22 protein-coding genes are annotated in these 25,566 nt (G+C 39.2%); 7 read left to right on the top strand and 15 right to left on the bottom strand.

Going from position 1 to position 25,566, the window contains the following annotated elements:
• Window positions 1-324 precede the first annotated feature (324 nt).
• Both I6F47_RS12120 and I6F47_RS12115 read left to right on the top strand, forming a co-directional pair.
• Entirely contained in the window at window positions 325-771 is a 447-nt protein-coding gene (locus tag I6F47_RS12120) for a DUF3010 family protein (RefSeq protein ID WP_007582681.1), read from the top strand.
• Between the two features lie 185 nt (window positions 772-956).
• Entirely contained in the window at window positions 957-2,690 is a 1,734-nt protein-coding gene (locus I6F47_RS12115) for an AMP-binding protein (protein ID WP_197183935.1), read from the top strand.
• Between the two features lie 100 nt (window positions 2,691-2,790).
• On the opposite strand, the gene hflX is transcribed toward I6F47_RS12115, so the two are convergent.
• From hflX to I6F47_RS12080, 7 genes are all read right to left on the bottom strand, one after another.
• A complete protein-coding gene (hflX, locus tag I6F47_RS12110) occupies window positions 2,791-4,140 on the bottom strand; it encodes a GTPase HflX (RefSeq protein WP_024592374.1) in 1,350 nt (449 codons plus the stop codon).
• A 198-nt stretch (window positions 4,141-4,338) separates the two neighbouring features.
• A complete protein-coding gene (gdhA, locus tag I6F47_RS12105) occupies window positions 4,339-5,691 on the bottom strand; it encodes an NADP-specific glutamate dehydrogenase (protein WP_197183934.1) in 1,353 nt (450 codons plus the stop codon).
• Between the two features lie 373 nt (window positions 5,692-6,064).
• On the bottom strand, window positions 6,065-6,538 hold the full coding sequence (locus I6F47_RS12100; protein ID WP_002960721.1) for a DUF1456 family protein: 474 nt from the start codon (window positions 6,536-6,538) through the stop codon (window positions 6,065-6,067).
• Window positions 6,539-6,655: 117 nt separating this feature from the next.
• Window positions 6,656-7,900: a lipoprotein-releasing ABC transporter permease subunit gene (locus tag I6F47_RS12095; RefSeq protein ID WP_165735013.1), complete on the bottom strand. Its 1,245-nt coding sequence runs from the start codon at window positions 7,898-7,900 to the stop codon at window positions 6,656-6,658.
• Entirely contained in the window at window positions 7,890-8,588 is a 699-nt protein-coding gene (gene lolD / locus I6F47_RS12090; RefSeq protein ID WP_182195546.1) for a lipoprotein-releasing ABC transporter ATP-binding protein LolD, read from the bottom strand. Before lolD ends, I6F47_RS12095 begins: the two co-directional genes overlap by 11 nt.
• Window positions 8,581-9,798 (bottom strand): lipoprotein-releasing ABC transporter permease subunit, encoded by a 1,218-nt coding sequence (locus tag I6F47_RS12085; RefSeq protein ID WP_039490161.1) that lies wholly within the window; start codon window positions 9,796-9,798, stop codon window positions 8,581-8,583. Before I6F47_RS12085 ends, lolD begins: the two co-directional genes overlap by 8 nt.
• Before the next feature lie 147 nt (window positions 9,799-9,945).
• Window positions 9,946-10,818, bottom strand: a complete 873-nt coding sequence (locus I6F47_RS12080; protein WP_197183933.1) for a LysR family transcriptional regulator — start codon at window positions 10,816-10,818, stop codon at window positions 9,946-9,948.
• A gap of 134 nt (window positions 10,819-10,952) precedes the next feature.
• On the opposite strand from I6F47_RS12080, the gene I6F47_RS12075 reads away from it, so the two are divergent.
• Both I6F47_RS12075 and fghA read left to right on the top strand, forming a co-directional pair.
• Window positions 10,953-12,074: an S-(hydroxymethyl)glutathione dehydrogenase/class III alcohol dehydrogenase gene (locus I6F47_RS12075; protein WP_007375333.1), complete on the top strand. Its 1,122-nt coding sequence runs from the start codon at window positions 10,953-10,955 to the stop codon at window positions 12,072-12,074.
• 72 nt (window positions 12,075-12,146) lie between these two features.
• A complete protein-coding gene (gene fghA / locus I6F47_RS12070; protein WP_197183932.1) occupies window positions 12,147-12,989 on the top strand; it encodes an S-formylglutathione hydrolase in 843 nt (280 codons plus the stop codon).
• Here the strand turns inward: fghA and I6F47_RS12065 are convergent.
• Complete coding sequence (locus tag I6F47_RS12065; RefSeq protein WP_121954833.1) at window positions 12,943-13,281, bottom strand: hypothetical protein; 339 nt, start codon at window positions 13,279-13,281, stop codon at window positions 12,943-12,945. The two genes, fghA and I6F47_RS12065, sit on opposite strands and share 47 nt — an antisense overlap.
• Window positions 13,282-13,386: 105 nt before the next feature.
• Complete coding sequence (locus tag I6F47_RS12060) at window positions 13,387-14,910, bottom strand: BCCT family transporter (protein WP_331458554.1); 1,524 nt, start codon at window positions 14,908-14,910, stop codon at window positions 13,387-13,389.
• 213 nt (window positions 14,911-15,123) lie between these two features.
• Here I6F47_RS12060 and I6F47_RS12055 point away from each other — a divergent pair, with 213 nt between their 5' ends.
• Window positions 15,124-15,540 carry an MgtC/SapB family protein gene (locus I6F47_RS12055; RefSeq protein WP_024590122.1) on the top strand — a complete coding sequence of 139 codons (417 nt, stop codon included), beginning with the start codon at window positions 15,124-15,126 and terminating at the stop codon, window positions 15,538-15,540.
• Window positions 15,541-15,647: 107 nt separating this feature from the next.
• Here I6F47_RS12055 and I6F47_RS12050 read toward each other — a convergent pair whose 3' ends face one another.
• Both I6F47_RS12050 and I6F47_RS12045 read right to left on the bottom strand, forming a co-directional pair.
• Window positions 15,648-16,673: an energy transducer TonB gene (locus tag I6F47_RS12050; RefSeq protein ID WP_101164037.1), complete on the bottom strand. Its 1,026-nt coding sequence runs from the start codon at window positions 16,671-16,673 to the stop codon at window positions 15,648-15,650.
• Window positions 16,674-16,854: 181 nt separating this feature from the next.
• Complete coding sequence (locus I6F47_RS12045; protein ID WP_197183931.1) at window positions 16,855-18,762, bottom strand: beta-ketoacyl synthase; 1,908 nt, start codon at window positions 18,760-18,762, stop codon at window positions 16,855-16,857.
• A gap of 126 nt (window positions 18,763-18,888) precedes the next feature.
• On the opposite strand from I6F47_RS12045, the gene I6F47_RS12040 reads away from it, so the two are divergent.
• Window positions 18,889-19,899 (top strand): GlxA family transcriptional regulator, encoded by a 1,011-nt coding sequence (locus I6F47_RS12040; protein ID WP_197183930.1) that lies wholly within the window; start codon window positions 18,889-18,891, stop codon window positions 19,897-19,899.
• Between the two features lie 54 nt (window positions 19,900-19,953).
• Here the strand turns inward: I6F47_RS12040 and I6F47_RS12035 are convergent, their stop codons facing one another.
• The 3 genes from I6F47_RS12035 to I6F47_RS12025 are packed head-to-tail and all read right to left on the bottom strand — an operon-like array spanning window position 19,954 to window position 22,986.
• Window positions 19,954-20,466, bottom strand: a complete 513-nt coding sequence (locus tag I6F47_RS12035) for an MgtC/SapB family protein (RefSeq protein ID WP_007582656.1) — start codon at window positions 20,464-20,466, stop codon at window positions 19,954-19,956.
• An 8-nt stretch (window positions 20,467-20,474) separates the two neighbouring features.
• Window positions 20,475-21,587 (bottom strand): GNAT family N-acetyltransferase/peptidase C39 family protein, encoded by a 1,113-nt coding sequence (locus I6F47_RS12030; RefSeq protein ID WP_197183929.1) that lies wholly within the window; start codon window positions 21,585-21,587, stop codon window positions 20,475-20,477.
• A 4-nt stretch (window positions 21,588-21,591) separates the two neighbouring features.
• A complete protein-coding gene (locus I6F47_RS12025) occupies window positions 21,592-22,986 on the bottom strand; it encodes a RimK family protein (protein WP_197183928.1) in 1,395 nt (464 codons plus the stop codon).
• 293 nt (window positions 22,987-23,279) lie between these two features.
• Between I6F47_RS12025 and I6F47_RS12020 the strand changes: the two genes are divergently transcribed.
• Window positions 23,280-23,618, top strand: a complete 339-nt coding sequence (locus I6F47_RS12020) for a zinc ribbon domain-containing protein YjdM (protein WP_182681364.1) — start codon at window positions 23,280-23,282, stop codon at window positions 23,616-23,618.
• Window positions 23,619-23,807: 189 nt separating this feature from the next.
• On the opposite strand, the gene I6F47_RS12015 is transcribed toward I6F47_RS12020, so the two are convergent.
• Entirely contained in the window at window positions 23,808-25,418 is a 1,611-nt protein-coding gene (locus I6F47_RS12015; protein WP_197183927.1) for an oleate hydratase, read from the bottom strand.
• Between the last annotated feature and the right edge of the window lie 148 nt (window positions 25,419-25,566).

The raw sequence follows: 25,566 nt of genomic DNA, 5'->3' as shown, positions 1-25,566 counted from the left end.
AATGTATCACGTGTATTTTTAATAAATTAAATGAGAATGACTCGACAACGCTTTTACGAATAAGCATTGACTAATAAATGTAGATGCAGAGTCTATTCAACTACAAAGATATATTGTCGCGTGCTGCGCATTTAATTACAAGTTTTAAGGGGTGAAATCCACCCGTTTTGAGCACAAAATGTAACTTTTAGAGCAAAAAAAATAATTTCATTAAAATATAAAAGCATCAACGCACTAATTACGCACCTACAACTATACCTACACTCGCATTTTAATGTGTGTTGCGTATAATACTGCGTAATTAAGTTATTTTAGAGAATAGACATGAGAACATGTGGTGTAGAAATTACCGGTAGTGATGTACTACTTTGTATTTTAAGTAAAGATAATGACGTATTTGATATTCGCGATGTGCGCCAAACACGCTTTACCTTAGGTAACGGTAACGACACTGAAGTAATGCGTAAATTTCAATTCGATTTTGCAAAACTAATGCAAGATTACCAAATTGATTCTGTTGCAATCCGTGAGCGTCAGCCTAAAGGTAAATTTGCTGGCAGCGCAAAAGGATTCAAAATGGAAACTGCGATTCAATTAATCGACAATTTAGATGTACGTTTATTTACCACAACTGAAATTAAAGAACAGGTAAAGCGTAATCCTATTCCTATTGATTTTGAAGAAACAGGCCTTAAAAAGTACCAAGAAAATGCATTTGTAAACGCTTACGTTTACATAATGAAAAAAACATACCGCAGCGACGAAATGTAAAGTTATTGCTCGTTTAAAAACGCGTACTTACAGTGTAAGACGCGTTTTTTTGTATCTAAAAAACATAATTAGATTTTATTAATCTAATTATACATTAGTCTAACTGCACTTCTCTTTGTCGACAATATGTGTTTATTTTAACTTTGTAGTTTACATAACTCACACACATTTTCATGGAGAGAGCAATGCACACACACACTATTGCGGTAAAAGAAGTAGAACAAATAAATCACTTACCGTTATCGCAAAGCTATTTTAAAGGTATACAAAGCACACCTTTAACAAATTCGACTATCGGGGAGTACTTTGACTTTATTGTCGACAAAAATCCAGAGGCGTTAGCTGTTGTAGTTCATCACCAGGGTATTCGCTTAACGTATAAAGAATTTCAAAAAGAAGTTAATCAACTTGCTATGGGGTTGCTGGCACTTGGCGTGAAAACAGGCGAGCGTGTTGGTATTTGGTCTCCTAATAATATTGAGTGGTGCTTAACCCAATTTGCAACGGCAAAAATTGGCGCAATAATGGTTTGCATCAACCCTGCATATCGCCCTAACGAATTACAATATGCCTTAAATAGTGTTGAATGCTCTACTCTAATCACAGCATCAAACTTCAAAGGCAGTGATTATTTAGAAATGCTCAATGGTTTGGCTCCAGAACTTGCAACTTGCGATAAAGACACACTTAATTTAAAAGCACTGCCCACTCTTAAAAATATAATCCGCATTGGCAATGAAGCATCTCCTGGTATGTACTCTTTTAATGATGTTATTAACTTGCCAACACCAGCACATGAGCTTGAATTAAAAGCAATAGGTGCAAACTTAAATGCTGAGCAAGACATCAATATACAATTTACATCAGGCACAACAGGCAACCCAAAAGGCGCAACGCTCACTCATAAAAACATTTTAAATAATGCGCTATTCGTCGCCGAATCTATGCACTTTACGAGCGATGACAAGTTATGTATCCCTATCCCGTTATATCATTGCTTTGCAATGGTATTGGGTAGCTTATTGTGTGTTAGTAAAGGTGCAGCAGCCATTTACCCAGGTGATTCGTTCGATGCAAAAACCACACTAGATGTAGTTCAACAAGAAGGATGTACAGCGCTGCACGGTGTACCTACCATGTTTATTAGTGAGCTTGAGCTAAGTAATTTTAACGATTATGAATTAAGTACTTTACGCACGGGTGTAATGGCAGGCTCTACATGCCCAGAGCAAGTAATGCGCAAAGTACAAACACAAATGAACATGCATCAAGTACTGATTGCTTACGGGCAAACTGAGTGCAGCCCCATAAACAACATTACCGAAACAGACTCTTCAATAGAGCGGCAAGTAACGACGGTTGGCCGCGCACTTGCCCATACCGAGGTTAAAATTATTGACGAGTTGGGTAACATTCAACAAATTGGTCAACCTGGCGAAGTGTGTAGTAAAGGTGCAGGTATAATGCGCTGCTATTGGAATGACGATGCTAAAACAAAAGCCACAATAGATGACAACGGTTGGCTACACTCTGGCGATTTAGGTGTCATGGATACAGAAGGGTTTGTCACTATTGTTGGCCGTATTAAAGATATGATTATTCGTGGCGGCGAAAACATTTACCCTCGAGAAATAGAAGAAGTACTTTACACCTACCCGGGCATTCAAGATGCTGCCATATTTGGTATAACAGATGAAAGATATGGCGAGGAAGTGTGCGCTTGGATCCAACCAAAAGAAGACGCTGTGCTTGATGAGCAAGCAATTCGTGAGTTTTTAAAAGACAAACTAGCCTATTTTAAAATGCCACGACATATCCGTTTTGTAGAAAACTATCCAATGACAGTAACAGGTAAACTGCAAAAATTTAAAATGCGTGAGCAAATGCAAGAAGAGCTAAGCGACAAAGCCTTCTCCTAATTTTTCTCTACAAAAAATCTGAACTCTGAATAATAAATCTACCTCAAGTAACGATTAAAAAGCACAGCCAATTGGCTGTGCTTTTTGTATACTAAATTTATTATAAATCTAACATTCTCTTTTTTAAACGTTCTAAATCAATCGCACTCGAGCGCACTGTTAATTTAATATGGCTGTATTCATATTCTTCTTTAACAACACTCATACTCGATCGGATTTCGCCCACGATACCTTTGGCTGTGTACGGTATAACAATCTCTTCTTCAATCATGTCCTCTTGAGCAATGCCAATAATATATTTGTGCAATTTACTAATATCATCTGGATTACGCGTAGAGGTCATCATCGCATCAGGAAACTCATCCATTAGCGACTGCTGCTGCTCAGTACTTAATTGGTCTGACTTATTCAGTACTAATAATTTTTTGCTGCCTTCCACCCCAACTTCTGCCAGTACTTTATGTACTACTTCAAGTTGTGAACGAAAAGAAGGATCTGAAGCATCTACAACATACAACAATAACGATGCATCATGTGCCTCAGCGAGCGTTGAATGAAATGAAGCCACCAAATCATGAGGTAATTTTTTAATAAAACCAACCGTATCTGAAACCAATATACGTGGCTGCGTAATCGGATACAGCGCGCGAACAGTGGTATCTAGCGTTGCAAAGAGCTTATTTTCGCCTTCTACATCACTACCTGTAATTGCGCGCATCATTGATGACTTGCCCGCATTGGTGTAACCAATTAAAGCCACTGAGAATAGCTCAGAGCGCTGCGTACGTCTGTCCATCATTACATCTTGAACACTAACAAGCTCACGCTTTAATTCCGCTAATTGATCGCGCACCTTACGGCGATTTAGCTCAAGTGTGGTTTCACCCGCACCTTTACCCATTTGGCGTTCTTTATCACCTGTTGATGTTTCACGAAGCCGTGGCGCTACATAATTAAGGCGAGCAATTTCAACTTGTAATTTTGCTGTTTTAGTACGCGCATGACGGCTAAATATTTCAATGATAATACCGGTGCGATCAAATACTTCTACACCCAGCTGGTTCTCAACATTACGTAGTTGAGAAGGCGTTAAATCACAGTCAAATACCACTACATCAGCACATGCAAAATCAAGTTCGTCTGATGGAATTTCTGACGATATTTCGGTTAAAGGGTCTTCATCAAGTAAATCATCTTCTTGCTCGTTTTCAACCATCCCTTTATTGCCGGTAAGGTGTGCTATTTCAGCTAGTTTTCCTGAGCCCAGTACATTAACTTTTTGGGTAGAACTTTGCTTTTGCGATTGTGTACCTACTACTTTAAAGCCTAACGTAGTTACCAAACGAGCAAGCTCTGCAAGCGATTCTGTTGCTTCGTCACCTTTAAATTGTGGTGTACTAATAGAAATAAGTAACGCATTAGGAAGTGATGGTTTTGCAGTTAGTTGCATAATTTTTTGTCTTAATGCACCTAAAGTGCAAACCTAATTTTCATTCGAAAGTAACTTGATCCTACGCTGTTATAGCCCAGCTTTATAGGGTTATAGTTCACTAATGGCGTTAATATTTAAAACTAACCATAATATACTCAATTTTATGGCTAGTTTTAAAATCACATTATATTAAAGCCTTATTGTTCAGCTTTAATATTAAACGACACCCTGCTCAATCATTGCATCTGCAACGCGCCTAAAGCCTGCAATGTTAGCGCCTAATAAAAGGTTTCCAGGCTCACCAAATTCTATAGCGGTGTCGTTAGCGGTAACAAATATATTTTTCATAATTTGTTTTAGCTTTTCATCAACTTCTTCAAAGGTCCAACTTTGCATACTCGCATTTTGCGCCATTTCTAATTGGCTTGTTGCAACGCCGCCAGCATTGGCGGCCTTACCTGGCCCATACGCAATTTTTGCAGCAATAAAGCAATCAATAGCCTCTTTTGTTGAAGGCATGTTTGCGCCTTCACTTACTAATAAACAACCGCCGGATAATAATGCGTTAGCGTCTGCCTGTGTTAATTCATTTTGTGTGGCGCACGGAAAAGCAGCGGCAGCATTAAAGCGCCAAACAGCATGCCCATCTTTAGGGTAGTCATTTACAGGAATATAAATAGCATCGGGGTGAGTTTGTTTATATACGCTCAAGCAATCACGCGATTGCTCTTTCAAACATTTAATAAGATTTAAATCTATACCCGACTCATGATACACAGTGCCACGAGAGTCGCTGCAACTTACTGGTGTTGCCCCCATTTGATAAAGCTTTTCCATGGCATAAATAGCAACATTACCTGCGCCCGAGACCAAGCAGCGCTTACCTTGTAGGCTATCGCCGCGCGCTTGCAGCATGTAGTCAGCAAAATAAACAGCGCCGTATCCAGTGGCTTCTTTTCGTACAAGCGATCCACCCCACAATAAGCTTTTACCTGTTAAAACACCTTCATAGCGCCCAGTCAAACGCTTATATTGACCAAACAAGTAACCTATTTCTCTCGCCCCGACTCCAATGTCTCCAGCGGGTACGTCGGTTGTAGGGCCAATATGGCGATAGAGCTCGCTCATAAATGATTGGCAAAAACGCATTATTTCAGCATCTGAGCGCCCTTTTGGATCAAAGTTTGCCCCGCCTTTACCACCACCGATCGGTAAACCTGTTAAAGCATTTTTAAATATTTGCTCAAACCCTAAAAATTTAATTATGCTGGCATTCACACTTGGGTGAAAACGTAAGCCACCTTTATAGGGGCCAAGTGCAGAGTTAAACTCAATTCTGTAGCCTTTATTGACCTGAATATTGCCTTCGTCATCAACCCAGGGAACTCTAAACATAATTTGGCGTTCGGGCTCAACTAAGCGTTGTATAATGGCATTTTTTTTGTATTTTTCTGAGTTTTCTAAGATAGGTTCGAGTGATTCAAGTACTTCTTCAACAGCTTGATAAAACTCGCATTGTGCAGGGCTACTATTTTTTAATTGTGCGATTGTGCTATGGATATAATTCATAATTATTCTTCCGTGTTAATAATAAAAGTATTTATCAGATGTTAAAGTAAACGTGATCAAGTTTATGATTCATGCTTTAAGGTCTTAATTTAATATAATTAACTATTACCTTAGCATGAAAAATTGAGATATTTAACGCGAGCTACGTGAATTATTTTTGATTGGAAGTTTGATTTTTATTTATTAAAGATGAATTTAAATTCACAGATTTAAAATTAAAACAGTGCCAAGTGAGTTTTTATATTTTCAAAAGGGAATTTTAGAAGTATTAGGTTAGGTGTGGGTTTGTTTAAAAATATAACAATTAATGGGTTTTATACTGCATTGCGCTCGCAAAAAACCCACTAACTAAAAACTAATTAGCTAAAACCAGTTACTCAGCAGACTCTTCTGGACGGTGCTGCTTTTGTACGCCAGTTAAAAACAAACGTAATATTTGATCGTTACAAACACGGTAATGTTTGTTATCTACTTTTCGAGAAAATGCGCTTAACTCATGTTTACTTAAATCAAAATCAACAAGTGCAAGTGTTGCTATAACATCTTCTGCTTTCATATTTAAAGCAATACGTAGCTTCATAAAGATAATATTGTTGTTTAGCTTTTTCTCAGGCTCTGGTTGCTCACCTTCGCGTTTGCCACGTTGGGTATTAATAAACCCATTTAAAAAGCTAGCAAACTCAGTATCACTTATTGGGGTAAAAGCCTCTTCACCTTCTTTAGTTAACCATGCAATTACTTGCTCTTTGGTGACCGTATGCTCTGCTGATGCAAAAACATTGACCATAGCAGTATCAGTTAAGTTAAAAGTGTAGCGAATGCGGCGTAAAATATCGTTATTAGTCAAAGTAAATCCCAAAGTGAGGTATAGCAACCAAGCAGTTATTGCTTAATTTTAAATAAGCACCTAGTTTAACAGGTTTACTAATACCACCCTATTAATTTTTATCTGAGCTTCTTATACCTAGTTACCAAGCACCTTGGCAGGATCTACGCGCGTTGCTTGCCATGCAGGATAAATAGTGGCAAGTATCGCAAGCACAAACGTAACAATCACTGTAATACCAATGTCTTCAAGTACTAATTTACTTGGTAAAAACTCTATAAAATAAACGCCCTCAAGTGGATTAGCTCCAAATAATTGGCTTATCCACGTAAAAAGTTCACTTATATTAAGCGCTAATACCACACCAATTAGTGTTCCTAGTGCCACGCCTACAAATGCTTGCATTAAGCCTTGCATTACAAAGGTGGCTAAAATAGTACTGTCTTTCGCGCCCATGGTTTTTAAAATTGCGATATTGCCTTGTTTTTCGCGTACTTCCATCACTAAAGAGGACACAATATTAAAACTGGCTACCGCTATAATTAAAAACACCACAATATAAACAATGGTACGTACCATTTGAATATCTTGATAAAGGCTGCCTTGGGTTCTAAACCAACTGGAAACATACACGTAGTCGTCAATAGTTTGGCCCACTTTTAGCGCTATTTGGTGCGCCGTAAACACATCATCAACACTTAACCGCAGCCCTGTTACTTGAGTTTCATCGTAACCCAATGTTTGCTGAGCTTTATTAAGATGTATAAACGCAGCGGTACTATCAATGGGGCCGCCCATTTCTATAACACCTGCAAGGTTAAGTGTTACGCGTTTAGGCGCTAATAATGACTGACCTTTTTGGCCTATTTGCGGAATAAGTAACGTAATGTTGTCGCCTACTTTTGCATCTAACTGTTTTACTATTTGCTTACCTAAAATTACATCATCAAGGCCTAACTGACTCACTAATTTACCACTGGTAAACTGATTTACTGCCGATACATTACTCTCGAGCGATGGCTCAACACCTCGAATTTCTATCGCTTTTAGCTGGCTTTTATATTGCGCCATCCCATTCACTGCAATAAATGGCGCAGCCCCTGTTACATGCGGTTGTGTTTGTAAATCCTCAACTTTTTGCGACCAATTCGCGATGGGTCTACTTGGTGCTACATATTCAACCTGCGGCACAACGCTTAGCAATCTATGTACTAGTTGTTGCTCAAAACCATTAATTACCGACAGCGCCACAATTAAAACCGCGACACCTAATAAAATACCAATAGTCGACGCTTTAGCGATAAAACTAACAAAGCCGTTTTTTTCATCTTTGTGGCCTGAATAGGCTCTAAAACGTTTACTTAAAAATGCACTAAGCAACATGCTGCGACTCTTTAATAGCTAGTTTTCCATCGTCTAAATAAGCTATTTTGCCTAGCTTATCGGCAAGTTCTAAATCGTGTGTAACTACCACAAAACTGGTGTTTAAGCTTTGGTTAAGCTCATTAATTAAATCGTAAATTTTAATCGCATTTTGTTTATCTAAATTACCGGTTGGTTCATCAGCAAGCACAAGCGCAGGTTTTGTAACCAGTGCACGGGCAATAGCCACGCGTTGGCGCTCTCCACCAGAAAGCGCAGACGGTTTATGCGAGCTGCGATGTGCAAGGCCTACTTTTTCGAGCATATCGAGCGCTTGAGCTTTGGCTTCTTTTGCACTCAAGCCTTTAATTAATAATGGCATAGCCACGTTTTCAACTGCGCTAAACTCCATTAATAAGTGATGAAATTGATAGATAAAGCCCAAATTTTTGTTTCTAAATGCGGCTTGCTCTGTTCGCGAAAGCTTTGCAACTTCTTGGTTTTTAATTTTAGCGCTACCTGAGCTTGCGGTATCTAATGTGCCAAGTATGTGTAAAAGCGTACTTTTACCAGAGCCAGAACTCCCCACTATAGCGAGCATTTCGCCTTGCTGCAGCGCTAAATCAACGCCTTTTAATACTTCAACTTGGTTGCTGCCATCTTGATAAACCTTACTTAAATTTTCACAACTAATTACTAAATCATTCATAACGTAATACCTCTGCTGGTTTTACTTTTGCGGCTTTACGCGCAGGATATAAGGTAGCTAAAAAGCTCATAGCAATACTGGCAAACGCTATTATTACTAAACTCAAAATATCAAATTTTACCGGAAGCTCTATACCCGCCAATAAGTTTAAGCCCACTAATGCAAGTAGCTCATTTATATATAAACTAAATATTACACCTAAAAATGCGCCTATTGCGGTACCAATTACGCCATTATATAAGCCTTGCACCATAAACACTTTTTGCACTTGCGAAGGTGTTAAACCTAACGTTTGTAGTATGGCTACTTCACCTTGTTTTTCGCTTACCATCATGGTTAATGCCGATACAATATTAAATACAGCCACCAATACAATGAGGGCAAGCAACATAGACATAATGCGCTTTTCCATAGCAACGGCTGCAAATAGAGTACCTTGGGTGCTGCGCCAATCACTATAATTATGATCTTGTAAAATACGTTGGCTTGCTTCAATAAATTCATCTAGTTCAAAAGGTTCGTGCAATGAAACACTTAAATTTGGTGCAGTGTTTTTATCCAGCTTTAACACCCGCTGTAGTGAAGCGCCACTCGTAAACGCAAGTGCCATATCTATCTCAGATCCGGTTTCATATATTGCGGCAACTTTAAATAAACGCTGGCTGGGTACTCGCCCAAGAGGTGTATACGTTGAAGCATTAGGCATAATAACGCGAAGCTTATCACCCACGCTAACGCCTAATTTACGACTCAAATAACGACTTATAGCAATGTTGTAATTTTTGTTTAATACAGTTTTCCAATCGCCTTGCACTATTTTATCGGTAATTTTATACAAAGAACCACTATCGTTATAAAGGCCTTGTAATAAAACGCCGTGCAAGTCTTTATTCGTTTGCAAAATAGCTTCACCGTGGCGATATAAGCTTACATGATCAACATAAGGAGATTGTTCGAGGTCGGTTTTTAGGGTGTTCATTTGGGTGGCAGTGTGTTTACCTGCGCTAACTTCAACATGCGGAATAAGTCCAAGCATATTAGTTTTTAGGCTATTTTCAAACCCGTTCATTACACTGCTTACCGTAAATAATGCCATTAAACCAATAGCGATACCGGCAATAGAAAAAAATGAAATAAACGATATAAACGCATTTCCTTTAGAGGAGCGACTATATCTAAGCCCTATAAATAAGCTAACCGGTTGAAACATATTATTTTTAACACTTATCGTAAAAGTATTGAGCAATAGTAGCACGAAAAAAGTGCCTTTGGGTATGGCGTAAAATGTAAGAAATAATTTAAAAATCTGATACTTGGCTATATTTACAGCAATATGTATTTAACCATTAATTCGCGGTTAAGCTTTAAGCCCGCTGACTAAATAATCGAGCAATACCCGTACATTAGTGGCCACAAACTGCCTTGGTGGATATACGCCCCATACCCCTTCTTGCTGTGGTTGATAGGGTGTTAAAATAGGCACCAATTGCCCTGAGTTAATTTCGTTTTCAATGTAGTAGTCTGGGAGCTGTACAATACCGAGCCCCTTTTTTGCGCCATCCACCAGCGCCCAACCACTATTACACTGTAGCCGCCCCGCAATTTTAATGTGTTTATCGCGCCCATTTTCGTTTACGCGCCAGTAGCTACTATTCCCAATTAAACATTCATGTCTGTTTAGCTCGCCTAAAGTATGCGGTTCACCAAATCGAGTTAAATACTGTGGTGCCGCGCACATAATAAACCGCCGCGCACTTAACCTACGCGCTTTTAAGCTCGAATCTTTTAAATGCCCAAGCCTTATTGCTAAATCAAATCCGCCTTCTAATAAGTTTTCTTGCTCGTTACTTAGTGTGGCAACAACTTCTACCTCGGGATGATCCTTCATAAAGTTATGCACTATGGGCATAATAAAGCTCTCTCCGTACATAACTGGTGCTGTGAGCTTAATTTTACCCTTTGGTGTAGTTTGGTGCGTGGCAAGACCTTGAGTTGCCTCGTCCATAGCGTGTTGTAAGTGTTTTATTTGATGTAAATACACTTCGCCTTCTTTGGTTAAAACCACTTTACGGGTTGTACGAGTTAATAGTTGTGTATTTAAACGTTGCTCAAGCGCTGTTACATGGCGGCTAATATGCGCAACCGAAAGCCCAAGCGTTTTTGCAGCCGCAGTAAAGCTGCCCTCCTCCCCTACAGCTATAAACTCATCTATTCCATTCCAACGCGCCATTATTACCATACTGTAAAAGTGTTTTAATAAAATTGAGATTATCATTATTTGAGAAACAAATACAATAAGCACATCACCCAAGCAAATTGGGTCTACAATTATTTTTTAATAGCCAGTTAAAGGAAATAAAACACATGTCTGAATTTATTAAATCAAAAGCTGCCATTGCTTGGGGTCCTAATCAACCACTTAGTGTTGAAGAAGTTGATGTGATGATGCCTAAAAAAGGCGAAGTAATGGTAAAAATTACCGCTACAGGTGTGTGTCATACCGATGCATTTACATTATCAGGCCAAGATCCTGAAGGCATATTTCCTGCTATTTTAGGTCACGAAGGCGCTGGTGTTGTCTATGCTGTTGGCGAAGGCGTAACGAGTGTTGAAGTTGGGGATCATGTTATTCCTTTATACACTGCAGAATGTGGCGTATGTAAAATGTGTACTTCAGGTAAAACTAACCTGTGTTCAGCCGTGCGCGAAACACAAGGTAAAGGCCTAATGCCAGACGGCACTACACGCTTTTTTAAAGATGGCCAACCAATTTATCACTACATGGGTACATCAACGTTCTCTGAGTACACTGTATTGCCAGAAATTTCACTCGCTAAAGTAAATAAAGAAGCATCACTAGAGGAGATTTGCTTACTAGGCTGTGGTGTAACAACAGGCATGGGCGCAGTTACCAACACAGCTAAAGTAAAGCCTGGCGACACTGTTGCTATATTTGGCTTAGGCGGTATTGGTTTGTCTGCGATTATTGGCGCAAAAATGGCTGGTGCGGGTCGTATTATTGGTGTTGATATAAACACCACTAAATTCGATTTAGCTACAAAACTAGGTGCAACTGATTTAATTAATCCAAAAGATTTCGACAAGCCAATTCAAGAAGTTATTGTTGAAATGACAGACGGCGGCGTTGACTACTCGTTTGAATGTATCGGTAATGTTGACGTTATGCGCTCAGCACTTGAGTGTTGCCATAAAGGTTGGGGTGAGTCGGTAATTATTGGTGTGGCGGGTGCAGGCCAAGAAATATCAACCCGCCCGTTTCAACTAGTAACTGGGCGTGTATGGCGTGGTAGTGCATTTGGTGGCGTTAAAGGCCGTTCACAACTTCCTGAAATTGTTGAGCGTTACATGGCAGGTGAATTTGCTCTTAGCGACTTTATTACTCATACAATGGGCCTTGAAGATATTAATGAAGCGTTTGATTTAATGCACGAAGGCAAAAGTATTCGTACAGTCATTCATTACTAATAAACTGCATTCGTAAAATAGCTTATTAATAAGCCGTAATACTTTTAAGTTTACGGCTTTTAAGGATTAAGTATGTTAGAAAATATCTCAAGTGTAAAAGTGTCTGGCGGTTGGCATAAACAATATACTCACAGCTCGCAAAGTACACATTGCACTATGCGCTTTGCCGTATTTTTACCACCTGGCGCAAGTGAAGCAAATAAAGTACCGGTACTTTATTGGTTATCAGGTTTAACCTGTACTGACGAAAATTTTATGCAAAAAGCAGGCGCATTTAAAAAAGCAGCTGAGCTGGGTATTGCTATTGTAGCGCCTGACACTAGCCCGCGCGGCGAAAACGTACCCAATGAAGACAGTTACGACTTTGCACAAGGCGCAGGCTTTTACGTAAATGCCACGCAAGCTCCTTACAACACTCATTTTAATATGTACGATTATGTTGTTAGTGAGTTACCAGCACTTATTGAACAACATTTTCCGATAACAAGCACAAAAGCAATTAGTGGTCACTCTATGGGCGGGCACGGTGCATTAATGGTTGCACTTAAAAACCCGACTGCGTTTGTAAGTGCCTCGGCTTTTAGCCCTATTGTAAATCCGATTGAATGTCCTTGGGGTCTAAAAGCATTTACTGGCTATTTAGGAAATGATAAGGCGCTTTGGGCACAGTATGATAGCTGCGAGCTGATGAAAAACGCAGAGCAAGCTCATTACTTACCCATGTTAGTGAGTCAAGGTGATGCTGATGGCTTTTTACAAGAGCAACTTAAGCCAGAAAACTTAGTCGCTATTGCTGATAAAAAAGGCTACCCGCTTACACTTGAAATGCAAGCAGGCTACGATCATAGCTACTTTTTTATAAGCAGCTTTATTGACCAACACTTATTATTTCATCATCAGTTTTTAACAGCTTAGAATGAGATTCGTTAGTGTGTAGATTAGATTTATCAACATCTACACACTCTTTTAAACTCTTTGTTACTTGCCTACATGTTTGTTTTGGATTGCTCTCGTCTTTTACAAATTCCACTATAGCGGAGTCAACTGCATATCCCATTTTTGAGAAACTCAAGCTCTCTTCGTCTTTTACAAAAGTACCAGAGTTCGTTGAGCTACTACTCGAGCGTGCTGAATTATCAAGCAATACACCTACAGCGGTACAACCGAGTAGACTTTGTAAAAAAACAACAATAACTAAAATACGCATAATTCATCTTGAATGCTAACTACTGGCTAATACCTTAATTTTAGCCTTTTTTTAAAATAACTCTGTAAAAATGTGTTAAGGGTAATGGCATATTTAAATGAATACTTATTCTTCATTGATTAGTTCATTTGTAAACTCTTTAATAAAACCAATTAATTGCAATATAAATATAATTAAAAAAGGAAGCGCTCCAATAATAGCAACGCTTCTGTTTAATGGTTCATTGTTTTGTACTAACAAAACAAAAGCGCATAAACCTAGTGCAAACGACCAAGCATACAAGCTCCATGTCTGAGCTTCACTTGCACCACTTAATTGGCGAATAACCAAAACAGCAGAGTCTGCTGATGTGGCTACAAAAATGAGTAACAGCAATAAACTTGACCAAATTAATAAACCGCCTTGCCACCCTAATTGCTCGAAGAATACAAACAGCCCTTGCGTATAATCGGCTTTAATAGCCGCTAAAATTCCTGCATTGTGCGTTTGATCCCACGCAATTGCAGAGCCAGAAAACACACTAAACCAAATAATTGTCACAAAAGTTGGTACAAATACAACACCTAAAATGTATTGCCAAACCGGCCGTCCTTGGCTAATTTTTGCCAAAAACACACCAACAAACGGGCCCCAAGCTAACCACCAAAAATAGTAATTGTATGTCCAACCTGTTGCCCATGCTGGGTCATTAAGTACGCTTTCAAACTGCCATGTTCCTGTGGTTATGAGCTGAATGTAACCCCATGTACCGCCTATTGCTATGTCTATAATTGGCTCTATAGGCACAAAAATTAATAGCCATGCTATAAGTGCAAATGCTAAAAACACATTAAATTTACTAAGAGTTTGAATTCCTTTTTTAAGCCCCAACTTTGCAGAGATAGTATAAAGCAGCGCAATTAAACAAATTATAATAAACCCCGAAAATAAAGCCGATTCAACCCCTAGCTCAAGCTCGAGCCCCTTACGCAGTAATAAAGTTGAATTAGCAATTGTGCCCACGACACCAAAAAATATTGCAAGTATGGCAATTAATTTAATGCTAAAGCTCAACTGTAACTGCCAAGCCCGATTAATAACGCCTTTAGTTGCACTGATCACAGGAGCACTAATATCGCCCGCTGTACCACTATTACGAGTAAGCCCACCTAATACCAAGCCAAATACTGCATAGAGCGCCCATGCATGTGCGCCCCAATTAACTAGTGTAAGTGCCAAACCACTTGTTTGGTGGTTGGGATACAAGCTTTGCTTTAAAGGCGAGTTAACTGTGTGTAGTGCAGGCTCTGCTACTCCCCAAAATATAAGTCCTGAGCCCATTCCTGCTGCAAACAACATAGAAAGCCAACCAAAGGTACTAAACTCAACAAGTGCTTGCGTTCCTCCTATTTTTCGTTGCCCTAATGGGCTTATAGCAATAGCTATCACAGAAAAAAGTAACAAGTTTACCAATATAAAAAATGGCGACCCTAAATAACCTAAAATTTTATTAATAGCGGGTTGTAAGTGCTCTGTGAGTAATTCAGGAAATAAAAAAGCAATAACAGATAACCCAACGCAAAATAGTAAGGCTGTTTTTTCAAGCTTAGTGGGTGTGCTTAATGTTTTATTTAAAGGCAAGAGATTCACATAGGTGTCTTTTAGTCTGGATAAAAGAATACGGGGCTTTAAAACTCAGATCAAATTAACTATTGCGTAAAATAGTAATAAAAACATGTAAAAGTTTCCTCAATAATTCTTGTTAAATACAGGTATTAACAATAACTCATTGATTAATAGTCATTTATGCCATGGCTTACTGTTTGCTTATTATTAACAAAGTTAACCAGCACAGGCTCAATAATGGAAATTGATTTACAGTGGAATGAAATCATCGATAACTTAATACACTTAGGTATTGCATACCTACTTGCACTACCCATGGCTTACGACAGAGAGCGTAGTAATGATGGCGCAGGCCTTCGTACCTTTCCTCTTGTTGCTGTTGCATCGTGTGGGTATGCATTAATTGCTATGTCGGTTTTAGATGGCGCAGAAGCTCAATCAAAAATGTTGCAAGGCATCATTACTGGTATTGGTTTTATTGGCGGTGGCGCAATTTTGAAAAATAACAAATCAACCTCCGGCACAGCAACCGCAGCCAGTATTTGGAATATGGGCTTAATTGGTATAGCTGTAGCCTACAGCCGTTACGAAATAGCCATTTTACTTGCCATTATTAATTTTATAACGCTTAGGTATGTAAAAAAGTTTAAGTAACAGTTTTTTTAATAAGTATTGCAGCAAAATTCCAATGCATTATTTGAATAGCCAAAACTTATTAATGCAATAACTCCCCATAATTTATATGTGGGGAGTTACAATTTTTATAAAAAGCTTTCACCGCTTTGCTTAAGTGTAATTGTTTGTGCTTGAGCGCTTTTTATTAATAATCCACAACGCAAATCATTTTTCGAAATAACAATTTTATCAATTGTATTAGTGTCATAGTCAACGACTTTGTTTTCGCATCTAAGTTGCACTTTGCTCAGTGGTAATTCTGATTCTAATTTAACTTCAGACTTCGACATCATAGGCATTACAGCTTGTTCTGAAGCTAAACTAAATTGTTGCTTAATATCTCCCGAGTTTTTATAAATATCGTTCACTTGAGTTAACAACTGTTCCCTGTTTTGCTCTGTAAAGGTTATGGATTCAATATTGCCTAGTGCATCTATTGCATCATAAGCACGTACATAATCTTGTTTTGATATAAACCACTGTAAAGCGTTTTTAATCACACGTTTTTGAATTTGATCTGGTAGATTATCTCTAAATAAAAACGCTTCGTAGATATGCTGATCAAAGCTCTTCCAATCTTGCACAAAATAACTGTGCTGGCTTTTAAGCCATGCAAGCAAAACAATCTCAACCGTATTTTTTGTATGTTCATTTTCTAATTCATCGATACGGCTTTTAGCTTCATCGTATTTCTTTTCGTCGATTAATTTACTAGCTTGCTCATAATCATTAAAAAAGCCGCGAGACGCTTTATCGTTTGAAAAATTAATATGCAAATTTTGCGAACTTACAGTAATGGTTTTTGCTACAGGTATAGTCTCACCATTTAATTTTGCACTTTTGTAGTTGAGCTTAGACACGTAATCCATTACTTCTCTTTGGTACTTTTTTTGCCCAACCGTAGCTACAATTTCTATATCACTAACCTGCCCGCTTTTATCAACCACGTAACTGCTCAAATTAATCCCCTCTAACCTCGAAGCGCGCGAAGAAGTATTAGTGAGCTGATCGTAGTTTTTATTAATCACTTCTGCAGGAACAAAGTCATCTGCAAAAACAGAGAGTTGAGTAAAAGTACAAGTTAAAGAAAGCGCTAATATGAGTTTTTTCATCAGTTTTATCCATCCTAGATAGTGTTTATATAATAGAAACAAACGATCAACATAAAAGCAAGTGTAAATACAAAAAATTAGTTCATTTAATGAGCTTCACTTAGAAAAAACTTAATAGATAAATATATTTGAGGCATTAAAAAAGGCGCTTAAAAAGCGCCTTGCTAACAAGTATGTGTGCTTAAAACATATCTTGATAATAGTTTGTTGTGCTAAACGTAATTGCTTTTTCAAAGCCAGGCAACTGAATACTTTGCTCGTCTATTACAATATCGTTGTCATCAATAAGTCCGTCGCCAAAGCGATAAATAAGCTCATACTGGCCTAAATCAGCTTGAGTTTGATATGTTTGTTGCGCGGCTTTAACTGCCACGTTTTTCTGTATGTAACTACTCATAACTTCATTGCCATGGCGCTTAGCGAGCATTTGTATTGTTACTTTTGGTGAAAGTAAGGTTGCTGTTGCATTATTACCGCCAAAGCCTTTTGAATTTATAAAAGCAATATCCATATCGGCGCATTCGTAATGGCTATTACGAATATCAAGATGATCGGTGTAAACATCATCAGCCACTTTATCAATTGTGGTAATACCCGGCATAATATTATGGCTAAATACACCTAGAGCTACCGCTAATTGGTCGCCACTTGCAGGAGCTATAGTATGACCAACATAGGCTTTTGGCGCTGTCACTTTCCAATTATCAATAGCGAACGTTTGTGCCACTTTGTGATATATCAGCGACTCTGTTACGCGGTTTAGTGGTGTACTTGAGCCATGCGCTAAAATAAAGCTACGTTCTTGCAAAGCTTCTTTGCCTAAAAGGCTCGTTGCTAAAGCAGCCGATTTAGCCATGGTAATATAGTTACCAGGGCCAGGTGACGTGATTGATTTTTTTATGCCATCTGCATTTACAAATACATCTGGTACGCAGCCCATAATGTCAGCGCCTAGTTCAAGGGCTAAGGCATCGTCCATTAAAATAGCAACTTGTGCGCCTTCACCTAATGTAAAGCCGCAGTTGTCGCCAAATGGTCGGCTACTTTTGCGATAATCTGGTTCTTCATCACTTGATAAGTTATCTAAACGGCGCAAACCTTCAACATTTGCAAGTGCGCTCATGTTACCAAAGCCTTCAATCACTTCGGGTGTAATAGCACACTCAACACTTGCGACAACCGCAACGCGTGTACGCCCTGCTTGTATGTCGTTTACTGCTGCACGTAAGTTATATAAAAACGTAGCACAGGCGCCCGAGGTCGAAAACGTAGTTCCCACATTGCCCGTAACGTACGCGTTAATAAAATCGGTAGACATTGTATTTAAGCCCAGTGCTAACTGCTTAGTGCTAACACGGTCGCCTTGTTGGCGCGCCTTTACTAAACCGCCTAGGCCTTTGTCGTCCATTTGGCCAATTACCGATGCTGAATAGGTACCAATTTTATCTGGCTCTACGCTATTCATAATGTGTTGCCAATCAAGCCCAGTTGATTTAATCGCATCGGTAGCTGCAAAAATAGTCGCTTGCAAACCACGAGGCTGATAGCGGCTGTTATACATAACAGACGGATCAAATCCAGTCGGAAATTGCCCTGCAGATTTAATTGGATTATCACGTGTTGAGTCATGCTTAACATCTAAGTCGGCTGCAATAGTTACTTTTACTTTTTTGCCTTCAAGTTCTTCAACTTGCCAGCTAGCTGGAACAGGTACCGGTAAGTCGCGAGCGCGAGTTTCAAACACAATTGCGTTATCGCTTGATGCGTTTAGCGTCATTTTTTGCTGCCACGGTGTGGCATCGGCATCAAAGTGTTCTTTTTCAATTTTACGAATAAGCGTACCAGCAATAATTTGCTCACCAAAACGTGCTTCTATGTCGCTTTGCTCAACATTATTACCTTGTGTATCTTGTAATTGGCCGTTTACAACGCTTACTAGATTCATCAGTGTGGCGAGGCCTAAGAATGTTTCACTGCGATCTTGAGCATTTAAACTATCTAACACGATACGGCGATAACCTTGATGAAAAGAAGTACGGCCAGCGGCGTTAATGCCACCCATGCCTACTATAACGGGTAATGCAGTCATAATTTACCTTTAAAAAACGTGTTATTAGAAGAAGAAGCAGTTTAAATGGATTACGCACTATACATTGTGCTTTAATAGCCAAATATTCAGCACAAAAGGCCAAAACGTACTGGTCGGAGCATTTATATGACTGAAAAAAACACTAATCCACCATTAAACATTGCTATAGCGGTTTATCCGCATTTATTAGTGACTAGTTTAACGCTGCCTATTGAGATGTTAAGAGCCGGCGAGGCCTTTGCTAAAGGCCATCTTGATAAGCAAAGCTTTAGACCGCTTGCTATAAATTTAGTGGCTAAAAATGCTGAATCTATACCCACTCGCGCAGGCCTTGCGATAATTCCTGATTGCATAACAACTAACGCGTCCTACAGCGATTTAATTATAGTGCCGGGTATTTGGCGAAATCCGCGCCCAGTAGTACGTACAAATCAAGAAATAGTTGATTGGCTAAGCGAAAGCTTTAGTACAGGCAGCCATATAATTGGTGTCGGTACTGGCAACTGTTTATTAGCAGAGGCTGGCTTACTTGATGGGCACCCTGCTACCACCCATTGGCATTACGCCAAACAATTTAGCCACGACTACCCGTTAGTGCGTTTAAAACCCGACTTTTTTATAACTCAGTCAGAGCGCATGTATACGGTAGCCAGTCTTAATGCCCTTGCAGATGTGATCGTACATATTATTAGTCAGTACTATGGAAAAGCCGCCGCTCAACATGTAGAGCGTAATTTTTCGCACGAAATACGCAAACCCTACGAAGATCAACGCTATCTCGAGGGTGCAGTTGACCGTCACCCCGACGAGCTAATTGCACAAATTCAATTTTGGCTAAAAACCAATTTAGCTACCGAGTTAAACCTGCAAGAAGTCGCTGCCCAATTTAGCTTGAGCTACCGTACTTTTACCCGCCGTTTTAGAGCGGCAACGAACCAAAGCCCTATTGAGTATTGGCAACAATTACGCGTAGAAGGTGCGAAGGAGTTATTAGCATCATCAAATTTATCAATTCAAGAAGTGGCTTTAGAAGTGGGATATAACGACCAAGGTCATTTAACACGCGTGTTTAAAAAAGTATTAAGCCAAACACCCAGTGGCTACAGAAAAGTAGTTAGGAGAAAGTTATTTGGCTAATTATAGTACTTGTTCGAGTAGTACTAATTTCAATAGCACTAAAAAACGCCACTTTTAGTGGCGTTCTGTGTCGTTAAATTCCTTTCGATAATAGCGCTTTTGATAGTTTTTTACTTTAGTGTGTACACCTTTACTTAAGCTTTTAAATTTAGCCTCAAGTACGTCTACACCATATAAAATACCCACCACCAGCACCGAGAGTTTTATTGCAGCGCCAAGGTTTTCGGTCGCTATCATAACGCCTATTGATGCAAGCACCCAAATGGTTGCAGCAGAGGTTACGCCAACTACCGCACCATCTTTAGCAAGCATAACGCCTGCCCCTAAAAAGCCAATACCTGTAATTATTTGCCCAACCACACGAGAGTGATCTATTACATCCCCTTGTAAATTAAACGCAGTGGATAAAAACAAATATGTACCCAAGGTTATTAACGCTGATGTACGAATACCTACAGGTTTACCGCGCAACTGGCGCTCTATACCAATAATGGCACCGCAAAAAGCCGCAGTACCAATAGCTGCCCACGAATACGGGGCTACATCAATTAAATCTAAAAAAGTCACTGTTAACCTTATATTTTATTAGCTATAGCCACCGCCGTTCTTAAACGTTGGCTACCAAACGCTGACATTTTACTAAAATCACTTCGTGCAATAGGTACATACTGGCAATCTATTGCGAGCTGTTTATCGTTACCGGGCTCACAAAACGGATCGTGAACATACACGCAATGCTCATCAAGGTGCGTAACACACACCCAATGTGGTGATTTTTTACCATCAAAACTATATGTGCTAATTAATAACAGCACACTAAAGCCTTTACTTAACCACTGCTCAATATGCTCAAGCTCTACATCTTTATGTGTAAGCGGTATATTTGCTTGTGCAATACCATCTACAAATTGTTGATGCACGGTGGCAAGTACCACTTTTTTGTTTTCGTTGCGTACGCCATCTAAAAACAAAGGCTCGGTGGTATTAACCATTACCTCGCTTTTAAAACCACGCTTATTAGCGGCAAGTGCCAAACCAAACGGGTGGCAACCACCATGACCCGATGTCATAAAAATGGTGGTACCTTCACGCCAAAGTGCCAGCTCATGTGATTGGCTAAGCTCAGTAGCTGGCTCAAGTGCCCCCATTGCCATTAGTAGCGCAGCAGGTCCGCACGTAAACTCAGTTGTTTGCTGATACCACGGCGTTAAACGCGCCACTTTTAACTCACTTGTTTGTCGAATGTTTTTTTGCATTCGTAGTGCGTCACTGTGGTCGTCGTAATAATCGCTGTATTGACCAAACACTCTGTAGCCTAAGCTTTTATAAAGCCCAATCGCACCTTCGTTATTTACAGCCACTTCTAAACGAAGGTAAATACGAGCCCGCTCACACGTTTCTTTTTCTAGACTAGTAAGCAGTGCTTTTGCAATACCTTTACCTTGCATTGTGGGTTTTACAGCAAGCGAATATAAACGCGCTAAGCGAGTCCCTTTATGGCACCATACTAGCCCATAGCCGCATATTTGCTCGCCACTTTCTGCAACGAGTAAAATACCGTGTTTTGCACTTAGCCAGCGCTTTAAACTACGCGGGCTTAATTTATCGTTATTAAAGCAGGCGTTTTCAACGTCAATCAGTGCGTTTAAATCACTGCCAAGCGCCTTTCGAATAACAAGGTTGCTCATGTTATTACCCACGGCCTCGTGCTTCTAAGCGTTGTTTAAACTCATCCATAATGATCATGTATAGCTCATCGCCTAAATAGCCGTCTTCTACTTTGTGATCAATACTTGGGTTATCGTTTACTTCAAGCACGTATGCTTTGCCTTGATGCTCTTTAACATCTACGCCATATAAACCCCTACCCACTGTTTTACATGCTTTTAATGCTGCATCTAATACCGCTTTTGGTAACTCAAAGGTTGGCAATGTTTCAAAGCCACCAGAGAAAAACCGTTTAGCGTCGTGGTTATAAATTTGCCAATGGTTACGCGCCATTAAATAACGACATGCATAAATAGCACGGCCATTTAACACACCCACTCGCCAATCGTATTCGGTATACATGTACTCTTGCGCGAGCACTAATGCGCTAAATTCAAACAACTCTGTAAGCTTAGCTTCAAGCTCATCGCGGTTTGACACTTTATAAACACCTTTTGAAAAAGACCCTTCAGGCATTTTTAAAACAAGCGGATACGTAAACGCTTCTTCTAGCTGCTCAAGCGTTTCACTTGATTGATCAGCCACTACAACCGTTTTTAAACTTGGCACTTTTTGGTAATTAAACGCATCGTGTAAATACACTTTATTACAACAACGTAAAATAGACTCAGCATCGTCAATAACCACTAAACCAAGGCTTTGCGCTTTGCTTGCAAGGCGATACGTTGGATGGTCAATCGCTGTAGTTTGGCGAATAAATAACGCATCAAACTGGGCTATGTTATCAATTTCGTCAAAGCTTAATGCTTGTGCATTAATGCCGTGTTTAGCCGCGGCTTTAATAAAACGTGCAATGGCGTCTTTATCACTCGGCGGTACTTTTTCGTTATGATCAACAAGTATTGCCATGTCCCATCTAAAACGACGTTGTACCAAACTAATACGCCACTGCGTTTTAGTAAAGTTATCTAGCTTGGCTACAAATTCGCTGTACTGTTGCTCGCTTAAAGACGACATCGAGCCTTGTTGTAATAAGCCTTGCTCATCAACAAATAAAATAGGCGCTGGGTATTGTTTAAATACCGACTTTGCTGCTTTTGATTGTAAATCATTTTGGGCATTGCCAAAGTAAAGTGTGCCATCTATTTGGCCCACATTTAACATAGGTGCTTGGCCACTACGAAGAGCATTAATGGTTTTTACACTGGGTAAAACTTGGTGCTTGCGCGCCTCTGCAAGTAACGAGCAATAGTAACCTTTGCTCAAGTATTGGCTTGAGTCGCACAGATTAATAATGCGTGTTTTTGGTTCGTTATGTTTTGGGTAATCACGTAAGTAGGTATTAAACGTAATTACATTTTCGAACGATTGAGCAAGCGTTTGCTCGTTGTTATCAACCACAATTAAGGTTTTAAACACGACTTTTCCTAGTTAAGTCAAAATATAAAAAGCATGCTTAGTAAAATACTAAGCATTATAAATAGAAACACCCATCGTACTAAGTGGGCATTGCGCGAATCACTTAATATGATGGGTGCTTTAACAGGTACCTACTGTACGAGTTAGCGCTTAAATTGCTTAAGCGACATGTGCTTTATATGCCCTTTTTTAAAAACGCACAAACGAGATATTTTTAACGTGAAGATAAAAAATATTGATTAACTAATAACGCAGATTAAAATACGCAAAACAATACCTTATGAGAGTTAAAAATGTCGCTGCCTGCTTGCCCAAAATGCCAATGTGAATATGTTTACGAGGACCAACAACTGCTTGTTTGCCCCGAGTGCGCCCATGAGTGGAACCCTAATAATACAAGCGATGAACACGCAATTTTAGTTAAAGATGCCAATGGCACTTTGCTAAATGATGGTGACAAAGTGACAGTAGCCAAAGATTTAAAAATTAAAGGCAGCTCGCAAGTAATTAAAATTGGCACCAAAGCGGTAGTTAGAAGAGTGCTTGATAAAAAAGATCACGAACTTGATTGTAAAGTAGATGGCATTGGCGAAATGATGGTAACAGCGAAATTTGTGAAAAAGGCGAACTAGTTTGAGTAGGTCGGATAAATGGCGAAGCCATGTCATCCGACAATTAATTAATGAATATTAATAAGCGCGTTTATTGTGTTAGTAATTAGGATGGGTGTCATCCTAATTTTTTCATTAAATAGATAGCTTTTGTTGTTTAATTTTTTATAACTCACTTATGGCACTCGTTACAAACGAGCACCAGCGGGATTAACCTAAAATTGCTTTTGCATTTTTTAAATTATCCCATAGATGGTGTTGACCAAAGTACATTTCAGGTGGCTTTATTGATGGGTCTATTAATTTCTTAATGGCCAATATAGCCCCACGAACACTATATTCGGTTGTGAAAACTATCCCATCTGGTATTTCTACAAATTGTCCTAACAGCGCAAAGTTTTGCGAGCCTTTAGGTACAACAGGAGGTCTGTCACCTTCGGTTCTAGGTAAAAATTGAGAAATTCCGTAAGGTAATCTACAAGGTATACAGTAAGATGTTTCAAGAAGTTCTGTTTTCTCGTCTTCGTTTAGATCACCCCATAAATGTCCTAGGAGCTCTTCTAAAATCTCTTTTCCAGTACATTCATACATAGGTTTTTTTACAAACTGACCAATCTTATCTTCACCTAATGCTGAAACCCAAATTACACAAGTATCTGACGCTTGGCCCGGGAAAAAAGGCTGACGATAGGTGTGCAAATGCATTATCCATGGAGATTGTGTTAAAGGTAAGGGGCTTTGTACTCCCATTTGGCGTTCAACTAACCATTGGAATTTTCTTTCAAACAGGTTACCTCTAAACGTGACGGTGAAGTGCATCATTCTAGAAAGTGAAACATCACGTAAATAACGGTCTGGTCTACCTAGGTCTGCTTGCTTCGATACTATGTTTTGCCATAATTCGTAAGCTTCCCCTGGTTTTTCCGCAGGTGTTGTAGATACAGGCTCATCATGAGAACCATAAGAATGATTAGAAACAATTGAGCCAATTGTCAAAAATGCTTTGTCTTGTGGCCTAACTTCTATTGAATCTAGGGCTTTATCTTCTGAATTTTTTAAATGTAAGCGTTCTACCCAACGTTTATCATCACTTTCTTTAAAGTCCACGTCCGTAATACAAGTATCATAATGTATTTGAACGCCTTTTTTTGTTATGAGTTTAATAGCCGGTAGAACAAACGAATGGTAGTTTGTGTAGCGTGTACGTTCTAAAGAGGTCATTTTATCCATATCAGACATACGGTGATAAAATAGTTTCATGTAACGCTTCATCTCTATCGCAGAGTGCCATGGCTGAAATGCAAAAAGAGCACGCCACATGTACCAGTAATTACTCTTAAAAAAATCGTCACTAAAATAATCAGTGATTTTAGCATCAGCTGGTATCTTAGATTCTGGTATTTCTATTAATCGAGCCATTTGAAGAGCTTCAGTAGCGCCTAATCCAAGATCGTGCCCAGAGTCTTTCTCACCATTTGCATGTAATAGCCTAACCACAGTGTTCATATTGCATTCTTTAGCATTAGCTTCATAGTCGTCTAGGCATGAACCATTTTCGTCATAAGGTATTAGTGACCAAAATTCTTTAGTGCAGCAATATACTTTATCTTCGTACATACGGCTGCCTCGCATTATGTAAACAGGTTTACCATCAACCATTTTAGAAGACGCATCCATTGACCCACCGACTAAATCAGTTTCAGGATTTTTTTCAAAAATGTGAATGTTTTCTGGGTTGAAGCCAACTTTTTGCACTAAGTAAACAGCAGCTGATAAGGAACCTAATCCTAATCCGTTTAAATAAATTTTAGAATTGCTCATAGTATGTACTTCGTTAAAAAATGATTTAATAAGTAAAATATACTCTTCGACTTTTTTCAGTCAAATGTTTGTTCACACAAATTAAAATTTAAATGATATAGAATAACTTTAGTCAGTTTTGAGAGAAAACTGTTTGCATAGCTTAGCT

The sequence above is a fragment of the Pseudoalteromonas sp. NZS37 genome, assembly GCF_015864265.1.
GTDB classification, from domain to species: domain Bacteria; phylum Pseudomonadota; class Gammaproteobacteria; order Enterobacterales; family Alteromonadaceae; genus Pseudoalteromonas; species Pseudoalteromonas arctica.
The sequence above is the reverse complement of the archived record's forward strand: the minus strand, read 5'-3'. Positions and strand labels throughout refer to the sequence as shown.

Coding starts and splice junctions, on each gene's coding strand:
- I6F47_RS12120 (WP_007582681.1), top strand. CDS start 325: ATGAGAACATGTGGTGTAGAAATTACCGGTAGTGATGTACTACTTTGT.
- I6F47_RS12115 (WP_197183935.1), top strand. CDS start 957: ATGCACACACACACTATTGCGGTAAAAGAAGTAGAACAAATAAATCAC.
- hflX (WP_024592374.1), bottom strand. CDS start 4,140: ATGCAACTAACTGCAAAACCATCACTTCCTAATGCGTTACTTATTTCT.
- gdhA (WP_197183934.1), bottom strand. CDS start 5,691: ATGAATTATATCCATAGCACAATCGCACAATTAAAAAATAGTAGCCCT.
- I6F47_RS12095 (WP_165735013.1), bottom strand. CDS start 7,900: ATGTTGCTTAGTGCATTTTTAAGTAAACGTTTTAGAGCCTATTCAGGC.
- lolD (WP_182195546.1), bottom strand. CDS start 8,588: ATGAATGATTTAGTAATTAGTTGTGAAAATTTAAGTAAGGTTTATCAA.
- I6F47_RS12085 (WP_039490161.1), bottom strand. CDS start 9,798: ATGTTTCAACCGGTTAGCTTATTTATAGGGCTTAGATATAGTCGCTCC.
- I6F47_RS12080 (WP_197183933.1), bottom strand. CDS start 10,818: ATGGCGCGTTGGAATGGAATAGATGAGTTTATAGCTGTAGGGGAGGAG.
- I6F47_RS12075 (WP_007375333.1), top strand. CDS start 10,953: ATGTCTGAATTTATTAAATCAAAAGCTGCCATTGCTTGGGGTCCTAAT.
- fghA (WP_197183932.1), top strand. CDS start 12,147: ATGTTAGAAAATATCTCAAGTGTAAAAGTGTCTGGCGGTTGGCATAAA.
- I6F47_RS12065 (WP_121954833.1), bottom strand. CDS start 13,281: ATGCGTATTTTAGTTATTGTTGTTTTTTTACAAAGTCTACTCGGTTGT.
- I6F47_RS12055 (WP_024590122.1), top strand. CDS start 15,124: ATGGAAATTGATTTACAGTGGAATGAAATCATCGATAACTTAATACAC.
- I6F47_RS12050 (WP_101164037.1), bottom strand. CDS start 16,673: ATGAAAAAACTCATATTAGCGCTTTCTTTAACTTGTACTTTTACTCAA.
- I6F47_RS12045 (WP_197183931.1), bottom strand. CDS start 18,762: ATGACTGCATTACCCGTTATAGTAGGCATGGGTGGCATTAACGCCGCT.
- I6F47_RS12040 (WP_197183930.1), top strand. CDS start 18,889: ATGACTGAAAAAAACACTAATCCACCATTAAACATTGCTATAGCGGTT.
- I6F47_RS12030 (WP_197183929.1), bottom strand. CDS start 21,587: ATGAGCAACCTTGTTATTCGAAAGGCGCTTGGCAGTGATTTAAACGCA.
- I6F47_RS12020 (WP_182681364.1), top strand. CDS start 23,280: ATGTCGCTGCCTGCTTGCCCAAAATGCCAATGTGAATATGTTTACGAG.
- I6F47_RS12015 (WP_197183927.1), bottom strand. CDS start 25,418: ATGAGCAATTCTAAAATTTATTTAAACGGATTAGGATTAGGTTCCTTA.